The 14,166-nt window shown below is 68.7% G+C and carries 16 protein-coding genes and 1 pseudogene; 7 read left to right on the top strand and 10 right to left on the bottom strand.

Annotated features, from left to right (window positions below; translation table 11 throughout):
* Nucleotides 1-19: 19 nt before the first annotated feature.
* Complete coding sequence (locus ACWPOC_RS14160; protein WP_120282354.1) at nt 20-673, top strand: potassium channel family protein; 654 nt, start codon at nt 20-22, stop codon at nt 671-673.
* Here ACWPOC_RS14160 and ACWPOC_RS14165 read toward each other — a convergent pair.
* Nucleotides 670-1,398, bottom strand: a complete 729-nt coding sequence (locus tag ACWPOC_RS14165; RefSeq protein ID WP_120282353.1) for a DUF3159 domain-containing protein — start codon at nt 1,396-1,398, stop codon at nt 670-672. The genes ACWPOC_RS14160 and ACWPOC_RS14165 overlap by 4 nt on opposite strands.
* A 76-nt stretch (nt 1,399-1,474) precedes the next feature.
* On the bottom strand, nt 1,475-1,849 hold the full coding sequence (locus tag ACWPOC_RS14170; protein WP_016694463.1) for an OB-fold nucleic acid binding domain-containing protein: 375 nt from the start codon (nt 1,847-1,849) through the stop codon (nt 1,475-1,477).
* Between the two features lie 183 nt (nt 1,850-2,032).
* Here ACWPOC_RS14170 and ACWPOC_RS14175 point away from each other — a divergent pair, with 183 nt between their 5' ends.
* Nucleotides 2,033-2,764 (top strand): alpha/beta fold hydrolase, encoded by a 732-nt coding sequence (locus ACWPOC_RS14175; RefSeq protein WP_183070808.1) that lies wholly within the window; start codon nt 2,033-2,035, stop codon nt 2,762-2,764.
* A gap of 12 nt (nt 2,765-2,776) precedes the next feature.
* Here ACWPOC_RS14175 and ACWPOC_RS14180 read toward each other — a convergent pair whose 3' ends face one another.
* Together ACWPOC_RS14180 and dut are read right to left on the bottom strand one after the other, a co-directional pair.
* Nucleotides 2,777-3,652 (bottom strand): DUF3710 domain-containing protein, encoded by an 876-nt coding sequence (locus ACWPOC_RS14180; protein ID WP_120282351.1) that lies wholly within the window; start codon nt 3,650-3,652, stop codon nt 2,777-2,779.
* 1 nt (nt 3,653) lies between these two features.
* Nucleotides 3,654-4,124, bottom strand: a complete 471-nt coding sequence (gene dut, locus ACWPOC_RS14185; RefSeq protein WP_016694466.1) for a dUTP diphosphatase — start codon at nt 4,122-4,124, stop codon at nt 3,654-3,656.
* 126 nt (nt 4,125-4,250) lie between these two features.
* Between dut and ACWPOC_RS14190 the strand changes: the two genes are divergently transcribed.
* Nucleotides 4,251-4,703 carry a DUF3093 domain-containing protein gene (locus ACWPOC_RS14190; RefSeq protein WP_060650904.1) on the top strand — a complete coding sequence of 151 codons (453 nt, stop codon included), beginning with the start codon at nt 4,251-4,253 and terminating at the stop codon, nt 4,701-4,703.
* Between the two features lie 184 nt (nt 4,704-4,887).
* Here the strand turns inward: ACWPOC_RS14190 and ACWPOC_RS14195 are convergent, their stop codons facing one another.
* On the bottom strand, nt 4,888-5,190 hold the full coding sequence (locus ACWPOC_RS14195; protein ID WP_006551346.1) for a DUF4193 domain-containing protein: 303 nt from the start codon (nt 5,188-5,190) through the stop codon (nt 4,888-4,890).
* A 361-nt stretch (nt 5,191-5,551) separates the two neighbouring features.
* Here ACWPOC_RS14195 and cei point away from each other — a divergent pair, with 361 nt between their 5' ends.
* Nucleotides 5,552-6,235, top strand: a complete 684-nt coding sequence (cei, locus tag ACWPOC_RS14200; protein WP_060650905.1) for an envelope integrity protein Cei — start codon at nt 5,552-5,554, stop codon at nt 6,233-6,235.
* Nucleotides 6,236-6,319: 84 nt separating this feature from the next.
* Here cei and ACWPOC_RS14205 read toward each other — a convergent pair whose 3' ends face one another.
* Complete coding sequence (locus tag ACWPOC_RS14205; protein ID WP_120284208.1) at nt 6,320-7,213, bottom strand: inositol monophosphatase family protein; 894 nt, start codon at nt 7,211-7,213, stop codon at nt 6,320-6,322.
* A 101-nt stretch (nt 7,214-7,314) separates the two neighbouring features.
* Between ACWPOC_RS14205 and ppgK the strand changes: the two genes are divergently transcribed.
* Nucleotides 7,315-8,100 carry a polyphosphate--glucose phosphotransferase gene (ppgK, locus tag ACWPOC_RS14210; RefSeq protein WP_120282350.1) on the top strand — a complete coding sequence of 262 codons (786 nt, stop codon included), beginning with the start codon at nt 7,315-7,317 and terminating at the stop codon, nt 8,098-8,100.
* Between the two features lie 134 nt (nt 8,101-8,234).
* On the top strand, nt 8,235-9,608 hold the full coding sequence (locus ACWPOC_RS14215; RefSeq protein ID WP_455408871.1) for an RNA polymerase sigma factor: 1,374 nt from the start codon (nt 8,235-8,237) through the stop codon (nt 9,606-9,608).
* 83 nt (nt 9,609-9,691) lie between these two features.
* Here ACWPOC_RS14215 and ACWPOC_RS14220 read toward each other — a convergent pair.
* The 3 genes and pseudogenes from ACWPOC_RS14220 to ACWPOC_RS14230 form a co-directional block, all read right to left on the bottom strand.
* A pseudogene (locus tag ACWPOC_RS14220) lies at nt 9,692-10,896 on the bottom strand (cation:proton antiporter).
* Between the two features lie 9 nt (nt 10,897-10,905).
* Nucleotides 10,906-11,388: a cation:proton antiporter regulatory subunit gene (locus ACWPOC_RS14225; RefSeq protein ID WP_060650909.1), complete on the bottom strand. Its 483-nt coding sequence runs from the start codon at nt 11,386-11,388 to the stop codon at nt 10,906-10,908.
* A gap of 10 nt (nt 11,389-11,398) precedes the next feature.
* Nucleotides 11,399-11,779 (bottom strand): DUF952 domain-containing protein, encoded by a 381-nt coding sequence (locus ACWPOC_RS14230; protein WP_455408872.1) that lies wholly within the window; start codon nt 11,777-11,779, stop codon nt 11,399-11,401.
* Between the two features lie 258 nt (nt 11,780-12,037).
* Between ACWPOC_RS14230 and ACWPOC_RS14235 the strand changes: the two genes are divergently transcribed.
* Complete coding sequence (locus ACWPOC_RS14235) at nt 12,038-12,232, top strand: DUF7455 domain-containing protein (protein WP_006551338.1); 195 nt, start codon at nt 12,038-12,040, stop codon at nt 12,230-12,232.
* A gap of 75 nt (nt 12,233-12,307) precedes the next feature.
* Here ACWPOC_RS14235 and ACWPOC_RS14240 read toward each other — a convergent pair whose 3' ends face one another.
* Nucleotides 12,308-14,035 (bottom strand): DEAD/DEAH box helicase, encoded by a 1,728-nt coding sequence (locus ACWPOC_RS14240; protein WP_455408873.1) that lies wholly within the window; start codon nt 14,033-14,035, stop codon nt 12,308-12,310.
* Between the last annotated feature and the right edge of the window lie 131 nt (nt 14,036-14,166).

Raw genomic sequence — 14,166 nt, forward strand, 5'->3', positions numbered from 1 at the left:
CACCCGAGAGGAAGCCCACATGAAGGTGGCGATCGCCGGCGCCGGAGCAGTGGGGCGCTCGATAGCGCGGGAACTGCTGCGCAACGCCCACGAGGTGATGCTCATCGAACGCAAGCTCGACCACGTCGAACCCGAGTCCGTGCCGGACGCGACGTGGGTCCACGCCGACGCCTGCGAACTCAGCTCGCTCGAATCCACCGGACTCGAGCAGTACGACGTCGTGATCGCGGCGACGGGCGACGACAAGGCCAACCTGGTCCTCAGCCTGCTCGCGACCACCGAGTTCGGTGTTCCGCGGGTCGTGGCGCGCGTCAACGATCCCCGCAACGAGTGGCTGTTCGACGCATCGTGGGGTGTGGACGTCGCGGTGTCCACACCACGCATGCTCGCGGCGCTGGTCGAGGAGGCCGTCACCGTGGGCGATCTGGTGCGGCTGATGACGCTGCGCAAAGGCGCGAACCTGGTGGAGGTCACCCTGCGCGACACCACCGCCCTCGCCGGGAAACCGGTCCGGAAACTGGAACTGCCGCGCGATACGGCCCTGGTGGCGATCCTGCGCGGCGGGCGGGTGATCGTCCCGCAGCCGGACGATCCGCTCGAGGGCGGGGACGAACTGCTGTTCGTCACGGCGGAGGACGTCGAGGACGATCTCCGGCAGGCGGTGAACCGCTAGTCGCGGAGCCGGTGCTGGCCGGGGAGCCGAGGCTGCCCGTCGTGCGCCCCGTGCTCGTCGTGGGGTTTGCTCGACAGCCCGTCGTCCGTCGCCAGCGCGTCGTCGACCGTCTCCGCGGGCGCGGGTTCGACGATGCGGTCGGCACGCCGGACCGCCCAGAGGGTCACGAGCAGGGCAAGAGCGGTCAGCGGCCAGCCCATGCCGATCCGGGCCACCGCGAGCCAGCCGGTGCGGTCCGCGTCGTAGAGGTGGTTCTGCACGAGATAACGACCGAGGAAGACCAGGGTCCACGCGATGGTCGCGACGTCGTAGGCGCGCACCGCGGAGGGATGCGAACGCCACCGCGATCCCTGTCCGTTGAGCATCCCCCAGATCACGCCCACGAGCGGTCTGCGGACGAGCACGGACAACAGGAATGCGCCCCCGTAGACCAGGCTCGCGTAGATCCCGAAGAGGAAGTATCCCTTCGCGTCGCCGGTGCGATGAGCGATGAAGGCACACAGGGCGACTCCGAAGAAGCCCGAGATCGCGGGCTGGATCGGGGTGCGCTGGATCAGGCGCCACACGAGCACCGCAAGGGCGACGCCCAGCGCGGACCAGATGGCGACGGTGAGGCCCCACAGGCTGTTGACGGGGACGAACACCAGCACCGGCAGCGTCGAATAGATCAACCCGCTGATCCCACCGAGTTGTTCGAGCATCGTCTGCTGGTTGGTGTCGCTCACTCCTACGAGCCTGCCACATCCGGCACAGGGGTACGACCCTGCGTGCACCAGAGGCACCACTCCGCACGCACAGAGGTCAGGCGGGCTCGCGCAGCTCGTAGTAGGGGTTGTAGATCACCTTGCGTCCGTCGCGTTCGCCGACACGACCGCGGACCGTCAACGTACGCCCGGGCTCGATTCCCGGGATGCGCCGACGACCGATCCACACGAGCTGGATCGAGTCGGTCCCGTCGAAGAACTCCGCCTCGACGACGGCGGCAGCGGCACGCGAACACGACTCGACACTACGAAGACGTCCGTACATGGTCACTTCCTGACCGCGGGCGCATTCGACGACGGGTAGGGCGCCCGTGGAGTGCGAGGATTCGGCCATCTCCTCGGCATCGAGTTCTTCGATGTCCTCGGTGAGCCGCCGTGTGAGCCGACGCAGGTAGCCGGCCGGGGAAGCCATAACACGCTCCTGTACGGAAGGGGCACGGATCTCGCGCCACCGGACTCTTCTTCGCCCGCCACTGTAGACCCATTCTCGCCGGATACAAGTTGCCCTGTGCACACGCACGTGCAGCTGTCGTTCGTCCTGCTGTGCGAGCAGGTGAGCGCGGTCTTCGGGGGCCGATGGTGCAGGATCGTCCGCATGTCCCACAGCGAATCCCCGGTCCCCCCGACCGCCGGCACCGCGGTCGTGCTTCCCGGCACGGGTTCGGACGCATGCTTCGTCGAGAAGGCGTTCGGCGCCGAACTCCGACGGCGGGGCATCACCCCGATCGCCGTCGATCCGGATCCGCGCCGTGTGGTGGCGAGCTATCTCACCGCGCTCGACGAGGCGGCCGAGAACGGGCCGATCCTCGTCGGAGGGGTGTCGATCGGTGCGGCCGTCGCCTCGAGGTGGGCATTCGACAATCCGGACCGGGTCGTCGGCGTGCTCGCTGCCCTACCTGCGTGGACCGGCGATCCGCGGGAGGCGCCGGCCGCCGCGAGCGCGCGGTGGACGGCCTCCGAACTGCGCGCCCACGGGCTCGATGCGGTGACCGCTGCGATGACGGCGTCGAGCCCGCCCTGGCTCGCGCGGGAATTGACGCGATCGTGGAGCGCCCAGTGGCCCGATCTCCCGTCCGCACTGGACGAGGCCGCGCACTACCGGGCACTCGACGTCGACGAGTTGCGGTCCGTGACCGTGCCGGTCGGTATCGCCGCCGCGGTGGACGACGCGGTCCATCCGCTCGAGGTGGGGCAGCAGTGGGCGCGGGAGATCCCTCACGCGGAACTCGCGACGGTGACACTCGAACAGGTCGGGGACGATCCCTCCGTGCTCGGGAGGTTGTGCCTCGCCGCGCTCGACAGGATCGCCCCCGTCCCGAACCGATGATCGGTATCGGCCTCAGAAGCCGAGTTGCTGCATCGCCGAACCGGATTCGCCCCGGCGCGGCGGCGTCTGCCGGGTGGGCGGGACCTGCTGCGTCTGCTGGGTGGGCTGTTCCGGCGGGGCAGTCCGCGGAGCGGGTTGCGCCGGAGCCGCGCCCTGTTGTTGCTGCGCGGCGGCTTGCTGTTGTTGCTGCGCGGCGGCCTGTTGTTGCTGTTGTTGCTGCGCCGCGACGAGCTGTCGGGTGAGCGCCTCGGGCAGCACGATCGGCAGCGGTGTACGGACCGGATGGGGCTCGGATCCGCGACGGACGACGGTGCCGGAGATCACCGACCGCGCGAGCCGAACGAGTTCGGAGTCGGCTCCGGCGTTCCCCGAGGGCGCCGCGACCACGCAGCGGATCATCCAGCGGAAGCCGTCGACACCGATGAACCGGAGATCCGCGTTCGCGGTCCTGCCGTGGAGTTCACGGCCCCACGGCCCCGATTCGATGCTGACCTCGGCCTTGTCGTTGCGCAGCGTCTCCGCGAGTTCGGCGGCGACCTCGCGCCACTGTCCCGGCGACTTCGGTGCGGCGTACGCGGAGACCGTGATGCGCCCGAACTGGGTCACGAGGTGGACGTTCTGCGGCGTCCCGTTCGGAGCCATCTCGACCTGGATCTGACCACCGGCCGGAAGCGGTACGAGCACGGATCCGAGGTCGAGACGGGAGGCGGTCACCGTCTCCTCGTCGACCTCGTCGATGTCGTACGGGCCGGAATCGGCCGCACTTCCGGTGGCGTACTCGTCGTACTCCTCGTCGGCGGGCTCGTCGTACGCACCGAGGTCGCCGGCGGAAGCGGCGTCGGTCGCCTCGACGTTCGACCCGCGGTCCTTGCGGCGTCGTCCGAACATGTCAGGAACCCTCCTTCACGAGGCCGGCGTGCCCGCCGCTCGATCCGTATCCGCCACTGCCCCGCGCCGTGTCGTCGAGCTCGTCCACTTCGACGAAATCGACGAGTTCGACACGCTGGACGAGCAGCTGCGCGATGCGGTCGCCTCGGCGGAGTTCGACGGCGCGCTCGGTGTCGTGGTTGATCAGGCACACCTTGATCTCTCCACGGTAGCCCGCGTCGACCGTCCCGGGAGTGTTCACGACGGACAGGCCGAACTTGGCGGCGAGACCCGAACGCGGGTGGATCAGGCCGACCGTGCCCACGGGCAGCGCGACGGCGATGCCGGTGCCGACGAGCGCCCGCTCCCCCGGGCCGAGGGTCACGTCGACCGACGTGCACAGGTCCACACCGGCGTCACCGGGGTGGGCACGAGTGGGCACGGGAAGCTCCGGATCGAGCCGGCGCAGCGGTATCGGGGGAAGATCGGTCACGTCGTCCGAGACTACTCGCGTGCCGGGTCGCTCCACCGAGGCGACTATCCTTACGGTGTGTCCCGTTCCTCGCGCACCTCACCGACTACCCCTCCGACGGCCGACGCTCCGACCTTCTCGGAGCGGATGTGGGTGCCGTGGTGGTGGTGGCCGATCGGGCTCGGTGTGGCCGCCCTGCTCGCGGCCGAGCTGCACATGGGTGCCCCGGGGATGTACGCGTGGCTTCCCTACGTCCTTCTGCTCCCGGTCCCGATCTGGGTCCTGACCTGGCTCTCACGCAGCCGGGTCGAGGTGGTCGGCGGCGAACTCGTCGTCGGTCGCGCACATCTGCCCGTCGACGTGATCTCGCGGGGTGTGGTGGTTCCGGCGTCGGCCAAGAGCGCCGCGATGGGACGCCAGCTCGATCCGGCGGCGTTCGTCCAGCACCGTCCCTGGGTGCGGACCATGGCGCTCGTCGTGCTCGACGACCCGGAGGATCCGACGCCCTACTGGCTGGTGAGCACGCGGCGGCCTGCCGAACTGCTCGCGGCGCTGGGTTGCGACGAGTCGGGCCGCAAGGACGATCCGACCCGCAAGTAGGGCTGTTCGAACGGGCATCGGTCCCCGTATACGACAGGGCCCGGATACGACAGGGCCCCGGATGCCGGGAACAGCACAGGCTGCCGCGGCGCCGGGGCACGCAGGAGGAAGACGCGGGTGACCACGGCGCACCGTCGTCACCCGGCCTCGTTTCGCACCTATGTCCTCACGCTGCCCTCTGTCCTCACGCTGCGCAGTCCCGGCAGATCATGACACCGTTCTCCTCGCTCGCGAGTCTGCTCCGGTGATGCACCAGGAAACAGCTCGAGCAGGTGAACTCGTCGGCCTGCTTCGGGACGACACGCACCGACAGCTCTTCGCCGGACAGATCCGCCCCGGGCAGCTCGAAGGACTCGGCGGTGTCCGATTCGTCGACGTCCACCACAGCGGACTGGGCCTCGTTGCGCCGGGCCTTCAGTTCCTCGAGTGAATCCTCCGACACATCGTCGCTGTCGGTCCGCCGGGGTGCGTCGTAGTCAGTCGCCATTTCCTCTTACCTTCTAGTACTCGTACCGGTAGCCGGCCGGGACACGGACGGTGCTCCCGGCCAGGGCAACGCACGGCCGTCCGTTGGAGTTCCCGACGGGTGTGCCATTGCTGTGGCATACCCGAATTCACTCTGTTTTCGCGCCGCACCGTCCCTTCTTGGACGGTTCGGCCGCCGAACAATAGCCGACCTCACGCACGAATATGCAATCGATGCGTGGAAACGCCGGGAATTGTCTGGCAATCGTCATCAACAACACAACGACTCGTGACATTTCCTCGGGTCGGCGGTTCCACCGACCACGTCCGCGACCTCTACAGTGAGTGCGACGAACACGGCATGACACGAGAGGCAGGGCCGCGTGGTTTCCCTGATCACCGAAGGAAGCGCAACCGACGACCGCGGCCGCCCGTTCCGTCGGCGCCGGGTGGTCCCGGCCGCCGTGGCGGGTGCCGTCCTCGCCGCAGGCACCATCGTCGTGTGGTCCTCCGTGTTCACCTCGTCCGAGCCCGTCACGACCACCGTGGCGTGCAACGCTCCCCCGACCGAGGCCACCGACCCCGAAGGCCCGCAACCGGCTCCGCTCGGCGAGGTCGTGGACCGGTCGACGCTGCTCGAGGTCGAACCCGCTCCCCTGGCGGCCACCCGGGTGCGCGTCTACAACGCCAACGGCGAACGCGGCCAGGCCACGCACGTGGCCGCTCAGCTGAGCGATTACGGTTTCTCGAGCCCGCCCGACGTGCAGGCCGGCAACGATCCGGTCTACGTCGACCAGAACATGCAGTGCCAGGGGCAGATCCGCTTCGGCGAGGCCGGGCGCGCTGCTGCGTCCTCGGTGTGGTTGCTCGCCCCGTGCGCCGAGTTGGTGCAGGACACACGCGAGGACGACACCGTCGACCTCGCGCTGGGAACCTACTTCCGGGACATCTCCCCGGGGGCGGATGCCGAAGAGGTCCTGCGGGCACTACGCGAGGTCCCGGTGGGCGAGGAGACGGCTCCGCTCGACCTCGATCTGCTCACGGCCGCACGCAATGCCCGGTGCTGAATCTTTTCACAGACCGTGCATCCTGTTTTTCGTCACTGTTGCGGTAAAAGGTGACGAACGACAATTCATGATGTGACGAAACGGTCAATTCGGAATTGCGTCGAGCGCTCCGATTTCGGCGAGCAGAGTTTCGAAATCGGCCGCGATCCCCGGCGCGGCCGCGACCGTGAGTTCCCCGTCGTCCCCGGTGCCCCTCGGGACACGCACCACCGCACCGGCTTCAGCAGCGACGAGCGCCCCCGCCGCCCAGTCCCAGGGACCGAGTCCGTGTTCGTAGTGGGCGTCGACCCTGCCGGCCGCGACCATGCACAGGTCCAGAGCGGCCGCTCCGACACGCCGGATGTCGCGCACCCTCGGTAGCAGCGCCGCCACCAGCTCACCCTGACGTGCGCGTCGTGCCGGCGAGTACGAGAAGCCGGTCGCCACGAGCGCCAGTCGCGGATCCGTCACGGGATTGCATCGCAACGGCACCCGCGTGCCGTCGAGGTCCAGATGGGCACCGAGACCCTCTGCCGCCGAGAACGTCTCCCCCGAGGCGATGTCGACGACGGCACCGGCCACCGAGCGTCCGTCGACCCGCGCGGCCACCGAGACCGCCGAGGCGGGGAGTCCGTAGACGAAGTTGACGGTGCCGTCGATGGGATCGACCACCCAGACGACTCCGCTCGCGGCAGTCGCCGTCCCGCCGTCGGCCCCGGTCTCCTCGCCGAGGAAGGCGTCGCCCGGCCGCAGTTCCGTGAGCCGGCGCCGGATGAGTTCCTCACTCTCGGTGTCGGCGGCTGTGACGGGATCGGTCACCGTCGATTTCGTCCCCACGCGGGCGGCCTCCCCCGAGCCCGGAGGACCGAACAGCTCGACCCGGCGCACACGGACGTAGGAGGCGGCCTCACGTGCGACGGTCACCGCCACATCCCTCAGCGCGGCCAACTCGGATTCGGGGAGTGTTCTCTGTGCGTGCACGAACCGATCCGAACACAGTGCCGACGGTTTCGCCACCGACCCCACACCCGGTGACACCGGGCATTATCGTTTCCACACGAGCGGAGCAGCCGGCACGACCCAGCGAGAGGAAGTACGCAATGGCACAGGACGTCCCCACGGACCGATCGACTCCCGTCGACCACGGATTCGGAGTCGACATCGGGGGCAGTGGCGTCAAGGGTGCCGTGGTGGACCTCGACACGGGCCGCCTGGTCGGCGACCGCATCAAGATCCTCACTCCGCAACCGTCCACTCCCGAGGCCGTGGCGAAGACGGTGGCACAGATCGTCGAACAGGCCGGCTGGACGGGTCCCGTCGGTGTGACCTTGCCGAGCGTGGTCACCGGAGGCGTCGCCCGCACCGCCGCCAACATCGACAAGTCGTGGATCGGCACCGACGCCGGGTCCCTCTTCTCGCGGGTGCTCGGCGGCCGGGACGTCTCGGTGCTCAACGACGCGGACGCCGCGGGAATCGCCGAGGACCGCTTCGGTGCCGCCAAGGACACCGACGGCGTGGTGATCCTCCTGACCTTCGGCACCGGGATCGGTTCGGCCGTGCTGCACAACGGTGTACTGCTGCCCAACACCGAGTTCGGGCACATGGAGGTCGACGGCAAGGAGGCCGAGCACCGCGCCGCCTCGTCGGTCAAGGAGCGCAACGACCTGTCGTACAAGCAGTGGGCCAAGGAGGTCTCCCGCGTCCTCACCCGCTTCGAGGATCTGCTCTGGCCCGACCTGTTCATCGCGGGCGGCGGCATCAGCCGCAAGCACGAGAAGTGGATCCCGCTCCTGACCAACCGCACGCCCGTGGTTCCCGCCGAACTGCGCAACGCGGCGGGAATCGTAGGGGCTGCTTATGCTGCGAAAACAGGTGTCACTCCCTGAGTCCGGCGCATCGGCCGCCCGAGGGATCGTTACAATGGTCCCCAGCAGGCCGGAACCGGCCCTCATCCCGACAGACCTCTCCGCCGGAATCACTCTGGCGCGACGCCGCACTACCTCGTCACGAAAGGGCGTACGTGGCAGCCACCGACATCCACACCGCTGATTCCGCCAACGAATCGGCACCCGTTGCGGACGCTTCGAGCGTCGCAGGCGCTGCGGACTCCGCGGAGGGCACCGCTCCCGGTGCCAAGCCGCCGGCGAAGAAGACCGCTGCGAAGAAGGCCCCCGCGAAGAAGGCAGCCGCCAAGAAGGCTCCTGCGAAGAAGGCAGCCGCCAAGAAGACCACCGCGAAGAAGGCAGCAAAGAAGACCACGAAGGCTGCGGGTTCGGGCGACGAGGACTTCGACGCCACCGAGGAAGCGGACCTCGCAGACCTCGAGGTCTCGGAGGGTGATCTCGCCGGCGCCGAGGATGTGGTGGTCGAGGACGACGAGCCCAGCGAGAAGGACAAGGCCTCGGGCGACTTCGTCTGGGACGAGGAAGAGTCCGAAGCGCTGCGTCAGGCACGCAAGGACGCCGAGCTCACCGCCTCGGCCGACTCCGTGCGCGCCTACCTCAAGCAGATCGGCAAGGTCGCCCTCCTCAATGCCGAGGAGGAGGTCGAGCTCGCCAAGCGCATCGAGGCCGGTCTGTACGCGACCCACATGCTGCAGCAGCTGGCGGAGAAGGGCGAGAAGCTCCCCGTCGCCCAGCGCCGCGATCTGAACTGGATCTGCCGCGACGGCAACCGGGCCAAGAACCACCTGCTCGAGGCGAACCTCCGTCTCGTCGTCTCGCTCGCCAAGCGCTACACCGGCCGCGGCATGGCGTTCCTGGACCTGATCCAGGAAGGCAACCTCGGTCTGATCCGCGCCGTCGAGAAGTTCGACTACACCAAGGGTTACAAGTTCTCCACCTACGCGACCTGGTGGATCCGTCAGGCCATCACCCGCGCCATGGCCGACCAGGCCCGCACCATCCGTATCCCGGTGCACATGGTCGAGGTCATCAACAAGCTCGGTCGTATCCAGCGCGAGCTGCTCCAGGATCTGGGCCGCGAGCCCACGCCCGAGGAGCTCGCCAAGGAAATGGACATCACGCCGGAGAAGGTGCTGGAGATCCAGCAGTACGCGCGTGAGCCCATCTCCCTCGACCAGACGATCGGCGACGAGGGCGACAGCCAGCTCGGCGACTTCATCGAGGACTCCGAGGCCGTCGTGGCCGTCGACGCCGTCTCCTTCACCCTGCTGCAGGATCAGCTGCAGTCGGTGCTCGAGACCCTGTCCGAGCGCGAAGCGGGCGTCGTGCGTCTGCGCTTCGGCCTCACCGACGGCCAGCCGCGCACCCTCGACGAGATCGGTCAGGTCTACGGCGTGACGCGCGAGCGCATCCGCCAGATCGAGTCGAAGACCATGTCGAAGCTGCGTCACCCGTCGCGGTCGCAGGTGCTGCGCGACTACCTCGACTGACATCCGTCACGAAGAACGAGGGCCATCCGATCGGGTGGCCCTCGTTCTTCGTTCCGGACCCCGGGGTCCGCAGGAGAAGGCCGCTAGAGAAGCTCCGGTTCGTCTCCGGGAAGGCGCTGTCGCTCGTCGCCTCCGGGGAGTCGTGTGGATGCGAACCGCATCACCGGTTCGACGACCCGCGCGGCCACCGGACCGAGCACCGCGGTGATCATCACGTATGCCGAGGCGATCGCCGCGAGGCGACTGTCGACGTGACCGGAGGCCACGGCCAGCCCGGCGATCACGATGGAGAACTCTCCCCGGGCGATGAGTGCCGCGCCGGCGCGCGCCCGGCCCATCACAGCGATCCCGTGACGGGCCGACGCGATCCATCCGGTGACGAGCTTCGTCAGCGCGGTCAGCACGGCCAGCAGGACCGCCCAGCCGAGCACCGGCGGTATCGCCGTCGGATCGGTGTTGAGTCCGAAGAAGACGAAGAAGATGGCGGCGAACAGGTCGCGGAGCGGTTCGAGGACCCGGACGGCGTTGTGTGCCGTCGAACCGGAGATGGCGATGCCCAGCAGGAAGGCACCCACGGCCGCGGACACCTGCAGGGCCGACGCGATCCCCGCCACCAACAATGCCGCGCCGAGCAGCTTGAGCAACAGTGTTTCCCGATCGGGGCTGTCGAGCACGACCGAGACGTAGCGCCCGTATCGCACCACCAGCACCAACACCACGGTGACGAGACCGAGTGAGATCGCGACGGCTTCGAGGCCGCCGAGCAGACTCACGCCCGCCAGGATCGCAGTGAGGATCGGGAGGTAGACGGCCATCGCGAGATGAGGATCGACAGGACGACCGGGGTCTCTCGGTTGCCGAGGCGCCCCAGATCGGCGAGGACCTTCGCCACGATCCCGGACGACGAGATGTAGGTGACACCCGCGAGCACGAAGGCGCCGATGGGTCCGAGACCCAGGATCAGCGCGACGGCGGCTCCCGGCACCGCGTTCAGGGCGAGGTCGAGCAGGCCTGCCATCCGGGAGCGTCGCAGGCCGCTGATCAACTCGTTCGCGGTGTACTCGAGACCGAGCAGCAACAGCAGCAGGACCACGCCGATCTCGCTGGCGATGTGACTGAACGCCCCGATGTCGCCGAGCTGGATGAAGCCACCGTTGCCGAAGCACAGGCCGCCGATCAGATAGAACGGGATCGGCGACATGCCGATCCGCGCCGCGAGCCGTCCGAGGACGCCGAGTCCGAAGAACACCGCACCCAGTTCGATGAGTGCGAGTGTCGTCGTGTCCATTCTGCGGGATCAGCCGTTGCGCAGGATCCTGGCGGCCGCGTCGAGACCGTCGGCCGTGCCGACCGCCACCAGGATGTCCCCACCCGTGAGAACGAAGTCGGGTGTCGGAGACGGCATGACCTGACCGGCACGCATCACGGCCACGACGGACACACCGGTGCGGGTGCGCAACGCGGTGTCGCCCAGTACCGCTCCGTCGAACCGGGAATCCTCGTTGATGTGGAGCTGGCGGGTGAGGATTCCGGGCAGGTCGCGGTGGTCTTCACGCAACTGGGCGACGAGCTGTGGGGCACCGAGCAGATTGCTGAGCGTCGCCGCCTCCTCGACGGTGAGAGGCAGGGAGGCCGCACACGCGTCGGGGTCGCCAGCCTTCGAGATGATGAGGTCGCTGTGACCGTCCCGATGGGTGATCACCCCGATGCGGCGCCCGGAGGCCAGTTCGAAGTCCTTGCGTACACCGATCCCGGGAAGCGGCGTCACGTCGACGATCATGGCCGAAAGACTAGTCCTCCGGACCGACGGCGTCCGCTCGCTCCCGGTCGAGGGGCGGGAACCGACCGTCCGGTCCCGGCAGGTAGGGCGTCACCTCCACGACGGCATCGACGGGCAGGGGCCCGTAGAGGTGAGGGAAGCGCATCGACTCCGGGTCCTCCGATACACCGGGTTCGAAGCGGAGCGGGTCGGCGAGGCGCGTCGGGTCGACGCGCAGCAGGAGGAGGTCCGTGCGGCCGGCATACAACCGGTCGGCGGGCAGGTGCACCTGGTGCGGGGTCGACAGGTGGACGAAACCCTGGGTCCCGAGGGAGTCCGGCACGACCGCCCCGAGGGGTCGGAAGCGGTCCCAATCGTCGCGGGAGATGATGTGCAGCAGGGTCTCGGTCATGGCGTCATTGTGCGTCGGACAGCCCGTCCGGGGCGTTCCCGGCCCCCTCGAGCTCTGCGCTGTGAGCGAACACACCGTGCGGAAAACGGCCATGTCGAAGCGTTTTCGCTGTTCGATGCGTGAAACACGCCACCATTGGGCATCCAGGGGAACAACACGTGAATACGAATCGTCTGTCAGAGTAGATCCACCGCGCCGGCCGGTGCGGCGGACCAGACCCCGGCACCCGATATGAGCGGTGGCCAGTTTGGAGGAGTCATGCCCGGTACGTTGACCAGCCCGAAGTTGACCGCTGCAGATCGCTGCGATCGGTGCAATGCCGCCGCTCGTGTCCGCGCCGTCCTTCCGACCGGCGGAGAACTGTTGTTCTGCGGGCACCACGCGAACGAGCACACCGACCGCCTCCGTGAACTCGGAGCGACGATCGTGAGCGAGTCCGACGCCACCGTGTGATCCGCCGTCCGGAACCACGGTTCCGAGACCCGACCGAACGGGCGACCACCTCGAGGTGGTCGCCCGTTCTCGTCGTCACCAGCTGCGCAGGATCGCGATCCGGTCGCGCAGTTGCTCGGCGGTCGCCATCGCCGTCGGCGGACCACCGCACTGGCGACGCAGTTCGCCGTGGATCACCCCGTGCGGCTTTCTGGTCCGGTGGTGCACGACCGCGACGAGCGAGTTGAGTTCGCGACGGAGCTGGGCGAGGGTGTCGGCGGTCTCGACACGCTCGGTCACCTGGGGCGGCGGCGTGGGTGCCGGTTCGGCCTTCGGCTTGTTCAACTGCTGTTCCTGACGCTGACGCAGCAGCGCCCGCATCTGTTCCGCGTCGAGCAGACCCGGGAGCCCCAGATAATCGGCCTCCTCGTCGGAACCCGCGAATGTCGCGGTACCGAACGAGGATCCGTCGTAGATGACCTGATCGAGCTCGGCGTCCGCCCCGAGCGAGTGGTAGGCCTTCTCGTCCTCGCCGGGCTCGTCCTTGCGCCGGTTCGCGTCGGCGAGCAGCTCGTCGTCGAAGCCCTCCTTGACCCGGTGCGGCTTGCCGAGGACGTGGTCGCGCTGGGCCTCGAGCTGGCTGGCCAGCTCGAGCAGCACCGGCACGGACGGCAGGAAGACGCTGGCGGTCTCACCCTTGCGCCGCGACCGCACGAAGCGGCCGATCGCCTGCGCGAAGAACAACGGGGTCGAGGCGCTGGTCGCGTACACACCCACCGCCAGTCGCGGGACGTCGACGCCCTCGGACACCATGCGCACGGCGACCATCCACCTCTGGTTGCCCTCGCTGAACTGCGAGATGCGGTCGGAGGCGGTGGGATCGTCCGAGAGCACGACGGTCGGCATCTCGCCGGTGATCGACTCGAGGATCTTCGCGTACGCACGCGCGGTGGTCTGGTCGGTGGCGATGACGAGCCCACCGGCGTCCGGCATGCCGCCGGCACGCAGCTGTTGCAGACGGGTGTTCGCCGCCCCCAGCACCGCAGGAACCCAGTCGCCCTGGGGGTCGAGGGCCGTTCGCCACGCCCGGGCCGTCTGCTCGGCGCTGAGAGGCTCTCCCAACCGCGCGGTGAACTCCTCCCCCGCACTCGTGCGCCAGCGCGCCTCGCCCGAGTACGCGAGGAACACGACGGGGCGCACGACGCCGTCGGCGAGTGCGTCGGCGTAGCCGTAGGCGTGGTCGGCCTTGGACTGCAGCAGACCGTCCTCGTTCGGCTCGTAGCTCACGAACGGGATCGCACTGTCGTCGCTGCGGAAGGGCGTACCGGTCAGCGCCAGACGGCGGGTCGCGTCCCCGAACGCCTCGAGAATGCCCTCACCCCAGCTCTTCGCGTCGCCACCGTGGTGGATCTCGTCGAGGATCACCAGGGTGCGACGCGCCTCCGTGCGCACACGGTGCTTGAACGGGTGCGAGGCGACCTGCGCGTAGGTGACCACGACGCCCTGGTAGTCGCTCGATGTCTGCCCGGTGGAGTTCGTGAAGTTCGAGTCGAGCGCGATGCCGATGCGGGCCGCGGCGCCCGCCCACTGGTGCTTGAGGTGCTCAGTAGGGGCGACCACCGTGATCTGGTCGACCGTCCGGTCGCGCAGCAGCTCCGACGCGACCCGGAGGGCGAAGGTCGTCTTACCGGCGCCGGGGGTCGCGACGGCGAGGAAGTCGCGCGGCTTCGTCGCGAGGTACTTGGTGAGGGCGCGGCGCTGCCAGGCACGCAGCTGGGCCACAGGGGCGGAGGTCGTAGCTTGTCCGACGGTTTCGGTGCTCACCGGTTTCTCGTGCTCCTTGTCCGCTTCGCTCGGGTCGGTGCCACCGCACTCGTCCGGGCGCCGACCGTCATGCAGCCTATCGTCTCGGAGCCCGCGAACCCGCCGAAGCCGCGGCGTCGGCGGGTTCTCCG

This window comes from Rhodococcus sp. 5G237 (genome assembly GCF_053764735.1).